Consider the following 14,567-nt stretch of genomic DNA (forward strand, 5'->3'; position numbering starts at 1 on the left):
GTCTATGCTCGATCAATGGATACCGAGGCGGTGCGATCCTTCGTTCGCGCGGCCGAACTCGGACAGCTGCAACACGCGGCCGACGAGCTCGGCGTAACGCAACAGGCCGTGTCGAAGCGGATCGCGGCCCTTGAGCGCGAGCTGGACGTCCGGTTGTTCACGCGCACCGCCCGAGGGGTCGAGCTGACACTCGACGGCCAGGCCTTCCTCCCGCACGCCCGGAGCATCGTCACGGGTGTCGATCGCGCCATCACCGCGATCAGACCGGGCTCGCGGGCCCTTCGGATCGACGTGCTCGGACTGCGATCCGCGCAGGCCGTCGTGCTGCACGACTACTGGCGGTCGCACCCCGAAACCGACCTCGACGTGGTGACCCTCAGGGTCAACGACCCGCGCCTGGCGGTCGCCGCCGTCCAAGCAGGCGACATCGACGCCTCGTTCCGCTCGGTCACCGCCCCGGCCACACTGCCGCGCGACGTGCGGATGATCCACGCCTTCGACTCCCCGCCGGAACTCCTCGTCGGCCCGAGGCACCCGCTCGCCTCCGCACGGACACTGACACCGACTCAGCTGCGCCGGCACCGGATCTGGGTGCCGGGTATCGCGCCGCGAAGCGAATGGGCGGAGTTCTACGATCAACTCGCGACCGACTTCGACCTTCGCATCGATGCCGCGGGGCCGAACTTCGGCAACGAGGTACTCCTCGACATCCTCGCGGACTCCGGGGACGTGGCAACCTTCGTAGGCTCACGCGACCGGTACATCTGGCCGACGAACCACGACCTGCGCCGCATCCCGATCGTGGATCCGACACTCGCGTACCCGCTCTCGCTCATCCTCCCCCGCGAGAATCCGCACCCAGGACTCCGGGCAATCATCAACCACTTCGGAAGCCTGACACCACTCCCCGAGACAGCCTGGCTCCCCTCCTGGGCAACGACACCACGCCGCAGCGACGGAGCCGTCGAACACACCTGACGCCGAGGGTCGAGGGCTGCGAGGACAGCTCGCCCCGCCGACGGTTCGCGACAGTGGAGTCGAGCGCGTACAGAAAGGGATCAGGACCTACGCAGCAGCCACTGGCCCAGCGTCCGATGCCGGGGCCGCACCACCACGCGGCCGAAGGCCTTCGTACCGACCAGCTCCACTCGCAGAGTGACCGGCGTGTCGGCATTCGTCGAAGCCTGACGGTACTTGACCCTGCTGTGCACCAGCTGCAGACCATCGGTATCGATCACGACGCCCGGCCTCGTGATCAGCCTCAGGGTCTTTCCCGTCATACCCACGTCGATCCGCAGGGTGTCGTGTGTGATCACCGCGTCGGTGAAGTCGAGTGTCACCTCGCAGTACGTCACCGCGAGCTCCAGCCTCCGCGGTACCACCCAGCGTCCCACGCGCTCGATCGCGCCGCTGTGGACCTGTTCGATCCGGACCACGTCCTTGACCTCGGCCACGGTCGTGCCGGCCGTGGCCGATACGGGCGGCAAGTCAGCAGTGAGCGTGGTCAGTTCGCTCAGTGTACGCGCCGCCAGGGCGGCTTCCAGGCGCTCGTCCAGCTCGTCCGCGGACAGCAGGCCGTCGCCCGCCGCGATACGCAGCACATCCACCACCCGGTCCCGGTCCGCATGAGAGGCTCGCAGCTCGGGCGACGAGCCGGAGGGTTTCCCGGTGGGCGAAATCTCTCCCGACATGATTCCGTCCTGGTCCTGTCGAACGTCTCCGCGCGACGCGGGCAGCGGCGCGAGTAGAAGACTAACGCCATATCGCGACATGAATCCCGGGCAGGGGGCACGATCGACTTCGGCGCGATCACGGTCGTGAGATACGAAAGAAACGTACCCAATGGGACACATGACAGGGAACTGATCACCGGTGTCCCCCGGTCAGACCGGACCTCAGACATATGCGCCCACCCTCTGGGGCGATCCGCGAGTCCCCAGCGCGATGCGCGTCGTGGACACGGGCGCTGCGAGCCTGGGCGGCAGTGTCTGCTTCAGCGGCATGGTCACCAGCTGGTGATCCACACATAGACCCGACCCGCCACTACGGGGGGAAGTGACGGGCCGGGCCTGAGGTCCACGGTGTCACACTCGTCCCCGGCGCGCGCGGTCTCCGGGGGAAAACGCCCGGGCGCAAGGGCACCATCCCTTCTCCGAGGCCTGATTCTGCGGGGCCGCGCTCGTCCGAGCCCGGTTACCGTAGGGCGCCATGAAGGTCCTGATCATCGGCGGCAGCGGTTTCCTCGGTACGGAACTGGTGCGCCTGGCGGCGGCCGCGGGCTGGGAGACGGCCGCGACGTACTGTTCCCGCCCCGGCGGCCTTGCCGAAGCCGCGTGGTACCGGCTCGATCTTCGCTCCCCCGGAGACGTCGACGAGGTACTGGACGTGGTGGCCCCCAGTGCCGTCATCGACGCCACGAGCGGAGGAAGCGACTGGGCGGTCACCGCGGACGGCTCGATCCGCGTGGCGATGGCCGCGACGCGACGCGGTTGCCGCCTGGTCCACGTCTCCAGCGACGCGGTGTTCTCCGGTTCCCGGATTCGCTACGACGAGTCCTGCCTGCCCGACCCGGTCACCCCGTACGGCGCGGCCAAGGCCACCGCCGAGACCGCGGTGCGGCTCTTGGCGCCGACCGCCGCGGTCGCTCGTACGTCGTTGATCATCGGGTGCGGCGGATCCGTGCACGAGCGCCTGGTCCACGCCCTGGCCGCCGGCACACACGACGGCGTCCTGTTCACCGACGACATCCGCTGCCCAGTGCATGTCGAGGACCTGGCTTCCGCGCTGCTGGAGCTCGCGGCGTCGGACCGGGCCGGGATGTTCCACCTGGCCGGGGCGGACGCCCTAAGCCGCCATGAACTCGGCGTACTCATCGCCCGGCGCGACGGACTCGACGCGGCCCGGCTGCCCGCCGGGCGCCGAGCCGACGCACTCATGCCCGGCGCCCTCGACGTCCGCCTCGACAGCAGCGCCACCCGGGAACGCGTACGCACCCGGCTGCGTGGAGCCAGGGAGTTCCTCCGCGTCCAGTAGACGCACCGCGCGCTACAGGACCGGCGGGCCCTGTTCGATGCGGCGCAGCACCGGTGTGAGCCGGTCCAGTGCTTCGCCGGTCTGGAGCTGCCGTTCGTCCCACCAGGTGGCTCCCGCCTCGGCCAACGGGCCGATCAGATCGCGGGTCCTGGCCGCGTCGCCGCCCGGTGTGGCACCGCCGAGGACGATCTCGAACGAGGTGCCGGACCGGTCTTCGCGCTGCTTGCGCACGTATGCGACGAGGTCGCGGACCTGGTCGACCGGCGGTACGTGGCCGTGTCTGGCCTCGGTGAACAGCGGGACCACGCCGTCCCAGCGGGCGGCCCGGCGCATGGGCGGCCGGTTGGGCCAGAAGCCGGCGACCCAGACCGGCGGCCGAGGGCGTTGCACGGTGGCGGGCAGCAAGGTCACGTCCCGTACCTGGTAGTGCCGTCCGTCGTGGTTCACCGGCTGGCCCGACCAGTAGCGCTGGAGCAGGTCCAGGCCCTCGTCCAGTCGCTCGGCCAGCACCTTCGGGTCGGTGGTGTCACCGAAGCTCGCGTACTCGTCCTCGACGGGCCCGCCCAGCCCCGCGGCGAAGGTGACCCGGCCGCCGCTCACGGCGTCCAGGGTGGCCACCTGGCGGGCGAGTTGCTGCGGGCGCCGCCGGGCGACGGGGGTGACGAGTGTGCCCAGCCGGATCCGGGACGTCGCCAGCGCGGCGGCGGTCAGCAGCATCCAGGGGTCCCCGAAGGGCCTGCCCCCGTGCTTGCGGTGCAGCACGTGATCCCAGACGAACAGCCCGTCCCACCCTGCCTGTTCCGCCGCCGCGGCCACCTTCGCCACGGTCCTGGGATCGGCGAAGTCACCGAAGTTCGGAATGTTCACCGAGAAGCGCATCCCCGCATCGTGCTGCACGGCACCTGGAGCGGCAACCGAAAATCCCGGCGGGCCGGTGCACCCTGTCCGGCCCGGCGCGCCCTGTCCCCCGGGAGAGCTACGCGCAGGTGTCCACCGAGCGGTGACGATTCCGGCTCGCCGGATCCATAGCTTTCTACCCAGCCCGCGGCACTCCGGTCGCGGCTCTGACACAGGAGTTCCCATGAGGCTGGTCTCGCAACTCGTGGCCGTCGCGGCGGTCGCCTTCATCGGCGGCCAGGCGCTTGCCGCACTGGAGGACCACCCATGGCTCCAACTGGCCGTCGGCGTCCCGACAGCCGTGCTCGCGGTGCTCGTCTACGGGTGGGTGGTACGGCGGACCGAGCGCCGCCCGTCCACGGAGGTGGCCCTGGAAGGCGCCCCGGCCGCGATGGGCCGCGGAACGCTGATCGGCGCCGCGCTGTTCGGGGCCGTCATGGTGAACCTCTTCACCTCCGGGCACTACGAGGTCGACGGTGTCGGCTCGGTGTCGGGCGCGGCGGGGCTGTTCGGCTTCATGGCCGCCGCCGCGGTGACGGAGGAACTGCTGTTCCGCGGTGTCCTGTTCCGCATCGCCGAGGAGCACGTCGGCACATGGATCGCGCTGGTGCTGACCGGTGCGCTGTTCGGCCTGTCGCACCTGTTCAACCCGTACGCGAGCCTGTGGGGCGCCACTGCCATCGCCATCGAGGCCGGCGGCATGCTCACCGCCGCGTACGTCGCCACCCGCAGGCTGTGGGTGCCGATCGGCCTGCACTTCGGCTGGAACTTCGCCGCGTCCGGCATCTTCAGCACCGAGGTCTCGGGCAACGACACCCCTCAGGGACTGCTGGACTCCGCGATGTCGGGCCCGAAGCTGCTCACCGGGGGCGACTTCGGCCCGGAGGGAAGCGTGTACTCGGTGCTGTTCTGCGTACTGGCGACGATCGCGTTCATATGGCTGGCCCACCGGCGCGGCCATGTGGTGCCCCGCCGTCGGCGCGCCGAGCGGATCGACACCACCGCTACACTCCCCCGATGATCAGTCTTCGGCGGCCCCCGGAGTGGTGGAGCCGGGCCGACGTCACGGTCCGGGATCTCCCGGTCGGGTTGCTGTGCCTCGCCGGGTCGTTCCTGCCGGGGTTCTACGGCACGCAGATCGGCAACCTGCCGCACCGTCCCCTCGACGCACTGGCCATCGTGGCGATCGCCCTCGAATGCTTCCCGCTCGCCGTGCGCCGGCGGTGGCCGGTCGTCTGTCTCGCCCTGGTGTCGGTCGGCTTCGCCATCGACCAGATCCGCGGCTACCACTCGTTCGCGGGCACCGCGCTGCCGATCGCGCTGCTGAGCGTGGGGGCCCATCTGGAACGGCACCGGCGTACCGCCGCAATCGCCTTCTCCCTGGCGTACGTGCCGCTGGCGATCGCGCTCGTCCGGCTCGATTCGGGCGAGCCACCGAGCGGATTCGTGACGTTCTATCTGGCGATGGTCCTCGCATGGGGCTTCGGGGCGTGGCTGCGCTCCACCCGGATCGCGGATGCCGAACGCCGCAGCCGTATCGCCGACGACACCCGCACCGCCGAACGCACCCGCATCGCAAGCGAGTTGCACGACGTCGTGACCCATCACGTGACGGCGATGGTCGTGCAGGCCGAGGCGGCGCGCTATCTCACCGCCGCGCCCGATCGCCTCGACCAGACCCTGACCGCCGTCACCGACACCGGCCGGCGGGCCATCACCGACCTGCGGCACCTGCTCGACCTGCTCAACCCCGACCACGGCACCGAGGCCAGAACGCCGCCCGCCGGCAGACTGCTCACCCTCGTGGAGCAGACGCGCCGGGCCGGTCAGCCGGTGGAGTTCACCGAGGAGGGCACACCGGCGGAGTCGACCGGCAGCGCCGAACTCGTGGCCTACCGGGTCGTGCAGGAGGCCCTGACCAACGCCCTCAAATACGCTCACGGCAGCCGCACTTCGGTCCAGGTACGGCACGCCGAAAGGGAGATCACCGTGGAGGTCAGTACGGACGGTTCCGGCTCGCGGGCCGGGTCCCCCGGCGGGAGCGGGCGGGGCCTCGCCGGTCTCCGCGAACGGGTCGACGTCCTGGGCGGCGACTTCAGCGCGGGCCGGCAGACGGCCGGTGGCTTCGTCGTACGGGCGCGTATACCCGCGGGGAGCCCGTCGTGACCGCACCGATCCGGGTCCTGGTCTGCGACGACCAGGTGCTGATCCGCACCGGGCTGGTGACGATCATCGACGCGCAGCCCGACATGGAGGTGGCCGGCGAGTGCGGCGACGGACGGGCCGCGGTCGACCTCGCCGGCCAAGTGCGCCCGGACGTCGTGGTGATGGACGTACGCATGCCTGTGCTGGACGGCATCGAAGCCACCCGCCTGCTGGCCGGGGCCGGGGTGCCGCATCCCGTCAAGGTGCTCGTGGTGACCACGTTCAACCTCGACGAGTACGTCTACGAGGCGCTGCGCGCGGGGGCGAGCGGGTTCCTGCTCAAGGACGCCCCGCCGGCCCAACTGCTCCACGGGATCCGGACCGTGGGCACGGGCGCGGCACTACTGGACCCCGAGGTGACACGTCGGCTCGTGGGCAGATACGCCGCCCGTATCCGGCCCGCCGAGGGCGCCCCGCACGACATCCCGCTGACCCCTCGCGAACTGGAGGTCCTTCGCCTCATCGCGAACGGCCTCTCCAACAGCGAGATCGCCGCGACCCTCGTGATCAGCCCGGAGACCGTCAAGACCTTCGTCTCCCGCATCCTCGCCAAACTGAACCTCCGCGACCGCGTCCAAGCGGTCGTGTACGCCTACCGCCAGGGCCTGGTGACCTGACATCGCTACCGGGCCTGTTCGGTCATCGGGCCGGCGACGGGACGCGCACCGCTCCCGCGGCCGACCAGGCCCGCAAGGGCGAAGGCACCGGGTCCGGAGAACACGATGAGCAGGAATCCCCAGCAGAAGAGCACCGGTGCAAGTCCCCCGTTCTGCAAGGGGAAGAGCCCGTCCTGCTGGTGCTCCGTGAAGTACGCGAACGCCATGATGCCCGAGCTGATGAACGCCGCGCTGCGGGTCGCGACCCCGAGGAGAACAAGAACGCCGCACACCAGCTCGATCACCCCGGCGTACCAGAAGGGCCAGTCGCCCGTCGGGCTGGCCTTCCGGTCCAGCACCCCGAAGACCGTGGCAGCGCCCTCGGAGGCGAACAACAGGCCAAGGACCATGCGGAACAGGCCCAGCACGAACGGCTGGCGCGTCGTCAGCCAGTCGCCGAGGCGCGGATTGGTGGTCATCGGTACTCCTCGAAAGTGTCACAACGGGACCAGGAGGCCATGAACCACAGCACGCAGATAGAAGCCCCCAGTTGACCGTACGTGTCCGGAGCGCTCCGGGTTCAAACGGGTTCCGATGTATCTGCGCACCATGGTCCTCGTCGCCTGTATCCAGGTCCCGACCGGCCCCGTTCCGTACTGGCACTCACCAAGTGGCAGACGGCATGATGTCCATCCGGAGCCCATAGGGAGTAGCCATGAGATCGCGCCTGCAATGGACCCACGGCCGCGGAGAGCATGTCGTCGTCGGCCGCAAGCAGACGTACACAGCCGAGATCTTCGTCAAGTTCTTCGTCCTGGCCGGTCTGCTGTACATGCCGGTTCTCATCTTCGAATGGGGCGAGTGGATCCCGTTCGCCGGAGCCAGCGTCTATCTGCTCTGGGAGCTGGGCCGCTCCAACAGTGCACTCGGCGAGCTCGCCGAACTCTGGAACGAGCAGCACGCTCAGCGGCACGAGTCGGCTCGAAGCGACTCCCTCCAGCGACACTGACGCAGCTGCTCGGCGACTGCGTGCGATTCCGCCGCCGGCGTGTCAGTGGTGGTGGCCCTTGCGGCCGAGGGTCTCCACCGGGGTCGCGCCGGGGCGGGTCCACTGCGGCACGGGTCGGCTGGTCGGGCCCCAGGTGGCGTTGCCGTCGGCGTCCGAGCGCCAGTACCAGCAGGCCTGTCGGCCCACGGACGGGTGCCCCTCGCGGACCTCGCCGATCACGGGCCGGCCCTCGGGGTTGTCCTCCCATGCCTCGCCGCGGCCGTACGGCGTCATGTCGAGCAGGCCGAGCGACCCGTTGACCCGCTCGTTGCCACGGCCCGTCGTGGAGTAGGTGAGGAACACGCGGTCACCGTCTCGCAGGAAGCAGGCGATGTGCCCCATTTCCCCGCCGACCGGCGCCTCCACGCCCCGTACCGAGTACCAGCGCTGGGTGTAGCCCATGAACTCGACGTAGGAGGCCACCTCGTCCCACGGGCCGGAGGTCAGGACGGCGAACGAGACTCCCCGGGCATTGAGGTAGACGGCGTCCTTCACATGCCAGGCCGTGGTGGTGCAGCCCTCGCACTGTCCCTGGTGCGGCGCGCCGTCGTACCACATGTGCTGGTAGACCACGAGCTCGTCGCGCCCCTGGAACAGGTCCAGGAACGGGACAGGACCGTCGGCTCCGACGACCTCGACCGTCCCGTCGAGCTCCACCATCGGCAGCCGCCGCCGGGCCGCGGCGATCGCGTCGCCCTCACGGGTGTGCGCCTTCTCGCGGACCAGCAGCTCGTCACGGGCGGCCTGCCAGGCGGCCAGGTCGACCACCGGCGGCTTGCCGGGGAGGTCGCCGCTCGCGTTGCCGGGTGTGGGCGTGGTCGTCATGGTGTCCTCCGTGGTGTCTCGTGCAGGGCAGCGCCGTAGACGTCGTACGACGCTCACCAGAACAGACTCGCGGCCCCGCCAAAACTCATCGCGGCAGGGGCGACCTCGGCCGTCCCAGTACCCCGGCATCCACGGCTGCCACGGTCAGCCCGGTCGGCGGAGGCCTGCGACGAGGAGCTCGACCAGCCGGCGTGCGTCGTAGCGGGAATCGCTGTCGGCACCGATGCAGAGGTTTCCGACGCCGCGCATGAGCTGGTAGGCGGTGAGGTCGGAGCGGATCTCGCCGGAGGCTGCGGCAGCGTCGAGGAGTTGGGTGCACACCGGCAGGAGGCGGTCGAGGAAGTAGGCGTGCAGCGTTTCGAAACCGGCGTTGTCGGTCTGCAGCGCGGCCGCGAGTCCGTGCTTGGTGACCAGGAAGTCGACGAAGAGGTCGACCCACTGTGCGAGGGCGGCGTGAGGTGTCGGGCCGGCCTCCAGCAGAGCCGGACCGGCCTCGGCGCAGGCGTCGACCTGGTGGCGGTACACGGCGATGACGAGATCCGCCCGAGTCGGGAAGTGGCGGTAGATCGTGCCCAGCCCGACGCCCGCCTTGGTCGCGATGTCACGTACCGGCGCTTCGACACCCGACGTGACGAAGACCGCGGCGGCCGCGTCGAGCAGGGTCTCCTTGTTGCGCCGGGCGTCCTTCCGCTTGGACTGGGCCGCGCTCCCCGCGCCCTCGCCGCTGTCGTTCACCGCGCCACCCTCCACTGCCGAGCTTGCCAAACGGAACAGCGTTCCATATCGTTCCGGAACGAGGTTCCGTTTGCTCATGATGCCAGAGCGGAGCCCCGCAACCAAGCCATGCAGTGCCACCACGCTTCACCCGCAATGGAGGATCACGGTCATGCAGTACCGCACCTTGGGCCGCACCGGTGTACAGGTCAGTTCCCTCGCGCTCGGCGCGATGAACTTCGGCGCCATCGGCCGCACCACCCAGGAAGAAGCCACCGCCATCGTCGACGCCGCCATCGAGGGCGGGATCAACCTCATCGACACCGCCGACATGTACAGCGCCGGCGAGTCGGAGGAGATGGTCGGCAAGGCCATCACCGGCCGCCGCGACGACATCGTGCTGGCCACGAAGGCGACCATGCCGATGGGCAACGAGCGCAACCACCAGGGCAGCTCACGCCGCTGGCTCGTCACCGAGCTGGACAACAGCCTGCGCCGCCTCGGTGTCGACCATGTCGATCTCTACCAGATCCATCGATGGGACCCGACCACCAGCGACGAGGAGACGCTGTCGGCCCTGACCGACCTGCAACGCGCGGGAAAGATCCGCTACTTCGGCTCCTCGACCTTCCCGGCGTACCGCATCGTGCAGGCACAGTGGGCGGCCCGCGAGCACCACCTGAGCCGCTACGTCACCGAACAGCCCAGCTACTCGATCCTGCAGCGCGGGATCGAGACCCATGTCCTGCCCGTGACCGAGGAGTACGGGCTCGGAGTGCTGGCGTGGAGCCCGTTGGCCTCGGGGTGGCTGTCGGGGGCGGTACGCGAGGGCCGGGACATCACCACCAGCCGCTCGACGTTCATGCCGCAGCGCTTCGACACCGCGATCCCCTCCAACCGGGCCAGGCTTGATGCCGTCGAGCAGCTGGCCGAAGTCGCCGACGAGGCCGGCCTGACCATGATCCAGCTCGCGCTCGGATTCGTGACCGCGCACCCCGCCGTGACCAGCGCGCTCATCGGTCCCCGCACGCTGGACCACCTGCACTCACAGCTCGCCGCGGCCGACACCGTGCTCTCCGCCGACGTGCTGGACGCCATCGACGGCATCGTCGCCCCCGGTGTCGACCTGGCCGCACACGAGAAGCACGACACTCCGCCCGCCCTGCTCGACCCGGCGCTGCGACGCCGCTGACGGCCCCGCCCGCCACAGCGCGGCCACGTCCACGTCCGCGTCATAGCCGGTACTCGCTCCGGACCCCCGAAACGCCCTGTGGCTCTTGTTCTCGTGGGCCAGGACCGGAGTCTCGTCGTTCTCGTTCGCCAGGTCCCGAGTCTCGTCGCTCTCGTTGGCCGGTCCGGAGCCTCGTCATTCTCATTGGCCGGTTCCGGAGGCTCGTCCGCGCTCGCGGAGATACGTCTCCAGCTCGGCCGCCCCGGTCAGCATCGCCCTCCCGCGGGCCGATACCCGGCCTCGCCAGTCGGACAGTGCGGCCTCCAGCGGCTCCAGCCCGCCGGCCGACCGTACCTGGGCGAGCAGCGGGGCGATCTGCTCCAACAGGTAGCCACCGCGCCTGAGTTGGTGGGCGAGCCGGGCGTCCCGTACGTCGGACTCGTGGTAGACGCGGTACCCGGTCAGCGGGTCGCGGCGGGGGCGCACCAGCCCGGCGCGCTCCCATTTGCGCAGCGTCGCGGGCCGGATCCCGAGCTCTGCCGCCAGCGGCCCGATGAACCTGTCAGCGGCCCCGGAACTCGCGTCGGCCCCGGAAGCCGCGTCGAGCTCGGGGGCCGTGGTGGCCAGGTCACGTAGGGCGCTCTCCACGGCCTGAAGGGTCCGCCGGTCGTCGAGGAGCTGGGCGTGGCTCTCGTCGATGAGACGGAACGCCTCATCGACCGCGCCCTGGTTCACGGCCTGCATGATCGACGTCGCCGTCCCGTGGCCGTGGCCGGGCACCAGGGCAAGGAACGCACGCAGGGCATCCGCGTGCAGCGAGGTGTAGGTGCGGTAGCCGTGGGGTGTGCGACCGGCGGCCGGAAGGATGCCGGCCTCCTCGTAGTTCCTGATCGCCTGTGTGGACAGACCGTGCCCACGCGCCAGATCAACCGGCCTGAGCCGCTCACCGTTTTGAAGGTTTTGCTCCATGGGCCTGCCGATATCGCGGGAAAGTTTCAACCGAAGGTTCAACGATACCGTTGAAGGCATGGCTACTGACATCAAGGACGCCGTCCATACCGTCGACGCTGCCGCCGTCATGAAGCTGCTTCCGGCCCGGCCTCGGCTGCTCGCGCTGGGCGAGCCCACCCACGGCGAGGACACTCTGCTCGACCTGCGCAACGAGCTTTTCCGGCAGCTCGTCGAGCAGGAGGGCTACGGGACGATCGCGATCGAGAGCGACTGCATGATGGGCCTGGTCGTGGACGACTACGTCACAGCGGGCACAGGCACTCTCGACGAGGTCATGGAGCACGGATTCAGCCACGGCTGGGGCGCCTCCGCGGCCAACCGCGAGCTCGTGCGCTGGATGCGCGCGTACAACGAGGGCCGGCCCGTGTCCGAGCGACTCCGCTTCGCCGGTTTCGACGGACCGCTGGAGATCACCGCCGCCGCGAGCCCCCGGCAGGCCCTCACCGCCCTCCACGGCTACCTCTCGGCCCGGGTGGACACGGACCTGCTCCCCTGCACCGCGGAAACACTCGACCGGCTGCTCGGGACCGACGACCGGTGGACCGAGCCCGCCGCGATGATGGACCCGTCCCAGTCCGTGGGGCAGTCGGCCGACGCCGGTCGACTGCGGCTGCTCGCCGACGATCTGGTGGCACTGCTGGACACACAGACGCCGCACCTGATCACGACGACCTCGCGGGACGACCTGGACCGGGCGCGCCTGTACGGGCGTACCGCGACCGGCCTGCTGCGCTACCACCACTGGATGGCCGACACCTCACCGGCCCGCATGGCGCGGCTGTGCGCGCTGCGGGATCTGATGATGGCCCACAACCTCCTCGCCGTCACCGATCGGGGGCCGGCACTCGTCCACGCCCAGAACTCCCATCTCCAGCGGGAGAAGAGCTCCATGCAGCTGTGGCAGGGGCGGGTGGAATGGTGGAGCGCCGGTGCCCTGGTGAGCGCCCGACTCGGCGAGGAGTACGCCTTCGTGGCCACGGCCCTCGGCACGATCCCTCACCGGGGAGTGGACACCCCACCGCCGGACACCGTCGAAGGCCTCCTGTACGAACTCCCGGACGACCGCTACGTCGTCGACGCCCCGCGGCTGGCCACCGCCCTCGACGGCACACTGCCCGCACTCCGCGTCTCCCCTTGGTTCGGCTACGCGCCGTTCGACCCGGCCCACCTGGCGGCCAGCGACGGCATCGTGTTCGTCAGGGACGTCCCGCCGCGACGTCGCAGGTAGACGCCCAGGCCCCGAGAGCTGCACGCCTTCCCTGCGGCAGACCGCTGTCGGCGTACGTCCATGAACCCAGCCCGCGGTCGTGGGGAAGCACTCGTAGACGGTCGTCAGCCCTGAGGCTCCTGCGGTTGACCTCGACCTCGCGCAGGCTCTGCTCTTTGAGCTCGGCGCGTGCCTCGGTAAAGCCGCACCCGCCCACGGCCTGGCGGCGATGCCCCTCCCCCTAGAGGGAGAACCGCTCCTTGCCGAGCAGCGGGCGTACCCGGGTGTGGAAGCCCGCCGTACGGAACGGCGTTTGGAGCAGGCCAGGGTGCAGGTGCTGGGCGATGGCCGCGGTGATCATGCCTTGGTCGAGGGCCAGAACGAAGTCGCTTACGCGGCCGGTGGTGACGTCGACGGAGTCGCGGAAGCCGTAGCGGTCGTCGTAGGCGCCGAAGGCACGGTCGAGGGCGCGGAGGTTGGAGAGCGCCTCGGCCGGGGCCTGGGGCAGGGCGAGGAAGGAGGCGTGCGGGGTGACGACACCCAGGGAGTTGTAGCCCTCCTCCTGCATGCCTGTCCCGTCGACCCCGTACTCGCGATAGCCACCGGCGGGAATGGAGGCCGGGGAGAACCCCCAGTAGCCGTACTCCTCCTCGATCAGGCCGTGTTCGATCTGGCTGCGGACGTAACGTCGGTGGGTGGTGCCCCAGGAGCGGGGGGACCACTCCGATTCGGGCACGAACAGCGGGACCATCAACGCCTCGAACATGGAGCCGCCCCAGGAGGGGACGAGCTTCCGGCCCCGGTAGGTGTAGTGGCCCTCCCAGACGCGTACGCCGTCGATCTCGACGTACTCGCCCTGCGGCTCCTGTTCCTGGCCCGCTCCCGGAAGCAGGGTGCGCATCATGTGCCAGTAGTGCTCGGTCGGCAGTGAGCCGTCGGCGATGCCGAGGTAACTGGCCATACGGGGTTCGGTGTTGAGCGCGCCGTAGTGGTGGCCGGTGGGTTCGCCCTTGCCCGGCTTGTCCGGCCAGAAGCCGCCACGCAGTTGTCCGGGGCCGGCGACCGGGTCGGCCGGATCGAAGGGGGTGTAGTAGTAGGACCAGTCGGCGTCGGCGAGGAGGGCGGCGATACGGGGACGCAGGCCGGGGTGGGCGTGCGCGGCGATGCGCAGACCGGTCACCAGCCACGCGTTGTCGACGCTGGACAGGAAGGGACGCACGGGGTCGCCGGTCTCCGGCCAGGCCGTGAGCAGTGAACCGTCGTGCGCGTCGTACCAGTTGAACCAGAAGCCGTGGGCGCGCTCCAGGCGTTCCACGGCAGCGACCGTGCGAGCCAGCCGACTGCGCATGGTGGTGCCGGCTATGACGCCGAGTCCGGCGGCTGCGACGGTGGACCACAGGCCACAACCGATGTTGGTCGGCGAGGTCTGCGCGGACGGCACCGGCGCGCCGCTCCCGCTGACGTCGATCTTGTCGGCGGCCAGGCCGAGTTCGGTCGTCATGGCCTCCATGGAGCGGTGGGTCGCGACGAACCAGTCGCGCAACAGACGGCGTTCCGCGTCGGTTCGTGCGGCTGGGACGGCGTTGGCTGCGGTGGTGGTGAGAGACGTGGCGCTGGCGGCCGCGGCAGTGGTTGCGGCGGCGGTGAGGAAGCTACGACGGTTCATGCGGCTCTGGCTCCTGTGCTGTGGGAAGGCAGGCAGGCGGAAGGGTGCGTGTCCGTGATGCGGTGATGCGGTGATGCGGTGATGCCGGATCGTGCGGGTGCTGCCGAGGCGGAGCTCGGTACTACCGGTTGTGATGTGTGATGTGTGATGTGTGATGTGTGAGGGGTGCCGGGAGCCGACCGGTGTCAGGGCCG

The 14,567-nt window shown here is 70.0% G+C and carries 15 protein-coding genes; 8 read left to right on the forward strand and 7 right to left on the reverse strand.

Going from position 1 to position 14,567, the window contains the following annotated elements; all coding sequences use genetic code 11:
• Window positions 1-15: 15 nt before the first annotated feature.
• Window positions 16-978 carry a LysR family transcriptional regulator gene (locus tag ACZ5VQ_RS01190; RefSeq protein ID WP_469103086.1) on the forward strand — a complete coding sequence of 321 codons (963 nt, stop codon included), beginning with the start codon at window positions 16-18 and terminating at the stop codon, window positions 976-978.
• 80 nt (window positions 979-1,058) lie between these two features.
• Here ACZ5VQ_RS01190 and ACZ5VQ_RS01195 read toward each other — a convergent pair whose 3' ends face one another.
• On the reverse strand, window positions 1,059-1,691 hold the full coding sequence (locus tag ACZ5VQ_RS01195; protein ID WP_469103087.1) for a DUF1707 SHOCT-like domain-containing protein: 633 nt from the start codon (window positions 1,689-1,691) through the stop codon (window positions 1,059-1,061).
• A 517-nt stretch (window positions 1,692-2,208) separates the two neighbouring features.
• Here ACZ5VQ_RS01195 and ACZ5VQ_RS01200 point away from each other — a divergent pair.
• The gene (locus tag ACZ5VQ_RS01200; protein ID WP_469103088.1) at window positions 2,209-3,033 is read left to right on the forward strand and encodes an SDR family oxidoreductase; all 825 of its coding nucleotides are present in this window, start codon (window positions 2,209-2,211) and stop codon (window positions 3,031-3,033) included.
• Between the two features lie 12 nt (window positions 3,034-3,045).
• On the opposite strand, the gene ACZ5VQ_RS01205 is transcribed toward ACZ5VQ_RS01200, so the two are convergent.
• Window positions 3,046-3,912, reverse strand: a complete 867-nt coding sequence (locus ACZ5VQ_RS01205) for an LLM class flavin-dependent oxidoreductase (protein WP_469103089.1) — start codon at window positions 3,910-3,912, stop codon at window positions 3,046-3,048.
• Window positions 3,913-4,114: 202 nt separating this feature from the next.
• Between ACZ5VQ_RS01205 and ACZ5VQ_RS01210 the strand changes: the two genes are divergently transcribed.
• Genes ACZ5VQ_RS01210 through ACZ5VQ_RS01220 form a run of 3 tightly spaced genes read left to right on the forward strand, consistent with a single transcriptional unit; the run spans window position 4,115 to window position 6,752 of the window.
• Complete coding sequence (locus tag ACZ5VQ_RS01210) at window positions 4,115-4,951, forward strand: lysostaphin resistance A-like protein (protein ID WP_469103090.1); 837 nt, start codon at window positions 4,115-4,117, stop codon at window positions 4,949-4,951.
• Window positions 4,948-6,096 carry a sensor histidine kinase gene (locus tag ACZ5VQ_RS01215; protein ID WP_469103091.1) on the forward strand — a complete coding sequence of 383 codons (1,149 nt, stop codon included), beginning with the start codon at window positions 4,948-4,950 and terminating at the stop codon, window positions 6,094-6,096. The genes ACZ5VQ_RS01210 and ACZ5VQ_RS01215 overlap by 4 nt, the downstream gene beginning before the upstream one ends.
• Window positions 6,093-6,752, forward strand: coding sequence for a response regulator transcription factor (locus ACZ5VQ_RS01220; RefSeq protein ID WP_362070222.1), 660 nt, complete (start codon window positions 6,093-6,095; stop codon window positions 6,750-6,752). Before ACZ5VQ_RS01215 ends, ACZ5VQ_RS01220 begins: the two co-directional genes overlap by 4 nt.
• Window positions 6,753-6,757: 5 nt before the next feature.
• Here ACZ5VQ_RS01220 and ACZ5VQ_RS01225 read toward each other — a convergent pair whose 3' ends face one another.
• Complete coding sequence (locus ACZ5VQ_RS01225) at window positions 6,758-7,210, reverse strand: DoxX family protein (protein WP_362070225.1); 453 nt, start codon at window positions 7,208-7,210, stop codon at window positions 6,758-6,760.
• Window positions 7,211-7,446: 236 nt separating this feature from the next.
• Here ACZ5VQ_RS01225 and ACZ5VQ_RS01230 point away from each other — a divergent pair, with 236 nt between their 5' ends.
• On the forward strand, window positions 7,447-7,740 hold the full coding sequence (locus ACZ5VQ_RS01230; protein ID WP_469103092.1) for a hypothetical protein: 294 nt from the start codon (window positions 7,447-7,449) through the stop codon (window positions 7,738-7,740).
• 42 nt (window positions 7,741-7,782) lie between these two features.
• Here the strand turns inward: ACZ5VQ_RS01230 and ACZ5VQ_RS01235 are convergent, their stop codons facing one another.
• Both ACZ5VQ_RS01235 and ACZ5VQ_RS01240 read right to left on the reverse strand, forming a co-directional pair.
• Window positions 7,783-8,604 (reverse strand): DUF899 domain-containing protein, encoded by an 822-nt coding sequence (locus ACZ5VQ_RS01235; RefSeq protein WP_469103093.1) that lies wholly within the window; start codon window positions 8,602-8,604, stop codon window positions 7,783-7,785.
• Between the two features lie 144 nt (window positions 8,605-8,748).
• Window positions 8,749-9,339 carry a TetR/AcrR family transcriptional regulator gene (locus ACZ5VQ_RS01240; RefSeq protein WP_469103554.1) on the reverse strand — a complete coding sequence of 197 codons (591 nt, stop codon included), beginning with the start codon at window positions 9,337-9,339 and terminating at the stop codon, window positions 8,749-8,751.
• A 151-nt stretch (window positions 9,340-9,490) separates the two neighbouring features.
• Here ACZ5VQ_RS01240 and ACZ5VQ_RS01245 point away from each other — a divergent pair, with 151 nt between their 5' ends.
• Window positions 9,491-10,510, forward strand: coding sequence for an aldo/keto reductase (locus ACZ5VQ_RS01245; protein WP_469103094.1), 1,020 nt, complete (start codon window positions 9,491-9,493; stop codon window positions 10,508-10,510).
• Between the two features lie 180 nt (window positions 10,511-10,690).
• Here the strand turns inward: ACZ5VQ_RS01245 and ACZ5VQ_RS01250 are convergent, their stop codons facing one another.
• A complete protein-coding gene (locus ACZ5VQ_RS01250; RefSeq protein ID WP_469103095.1) occupies window positions 10,691-11,458 on the reverse strand; it encodes a TioE family transcriptional regulator in 768 nt (255 codons plus the stop codon).
• Window positions 11,459-11,516: 58 nt separating this feature from the next.
• Here ACZ5VQ_RS01250 and ACZ5VQ_RS01255 point away from each other — a divergent pair, with 58 nt between their 5' ends.
• A complete protein-coding gene (locus ACZ5VQ_RS01255; RefSeq protein WP_469103096.1) occupies window positions 11,517-12,728 on the forward strand; it encodes an erythromycin esterase family protein in 1,212 nt (403 codons plus the stop codon).
• A gap of 220 nt (window positions 12,729-12,948) precedes the next feature.
• On the opposite strand, the gene ACZ5VQ_RS01260 is transcribed toward ACZ5VQ_RS01255, so the two are convergent.
• Window positions 12,949-14,373 (reverse strand): glucoamylase family protein, encoded by a 1,425-nt coding sequence (locus tag ACZ5VQ_RS01260; RefSeq protein ID WP_469103097.1) that lies wholly within the window; start codon window positions 14,371-14,373, stop codon window positions 12,949-12,951.
• Window positions 14,374-14,567 lie beyond the last annotated feature (194 nt).

It is taken from the genome of Streptomyces sp. NPDC033178 (assembly GCF_055577685.1).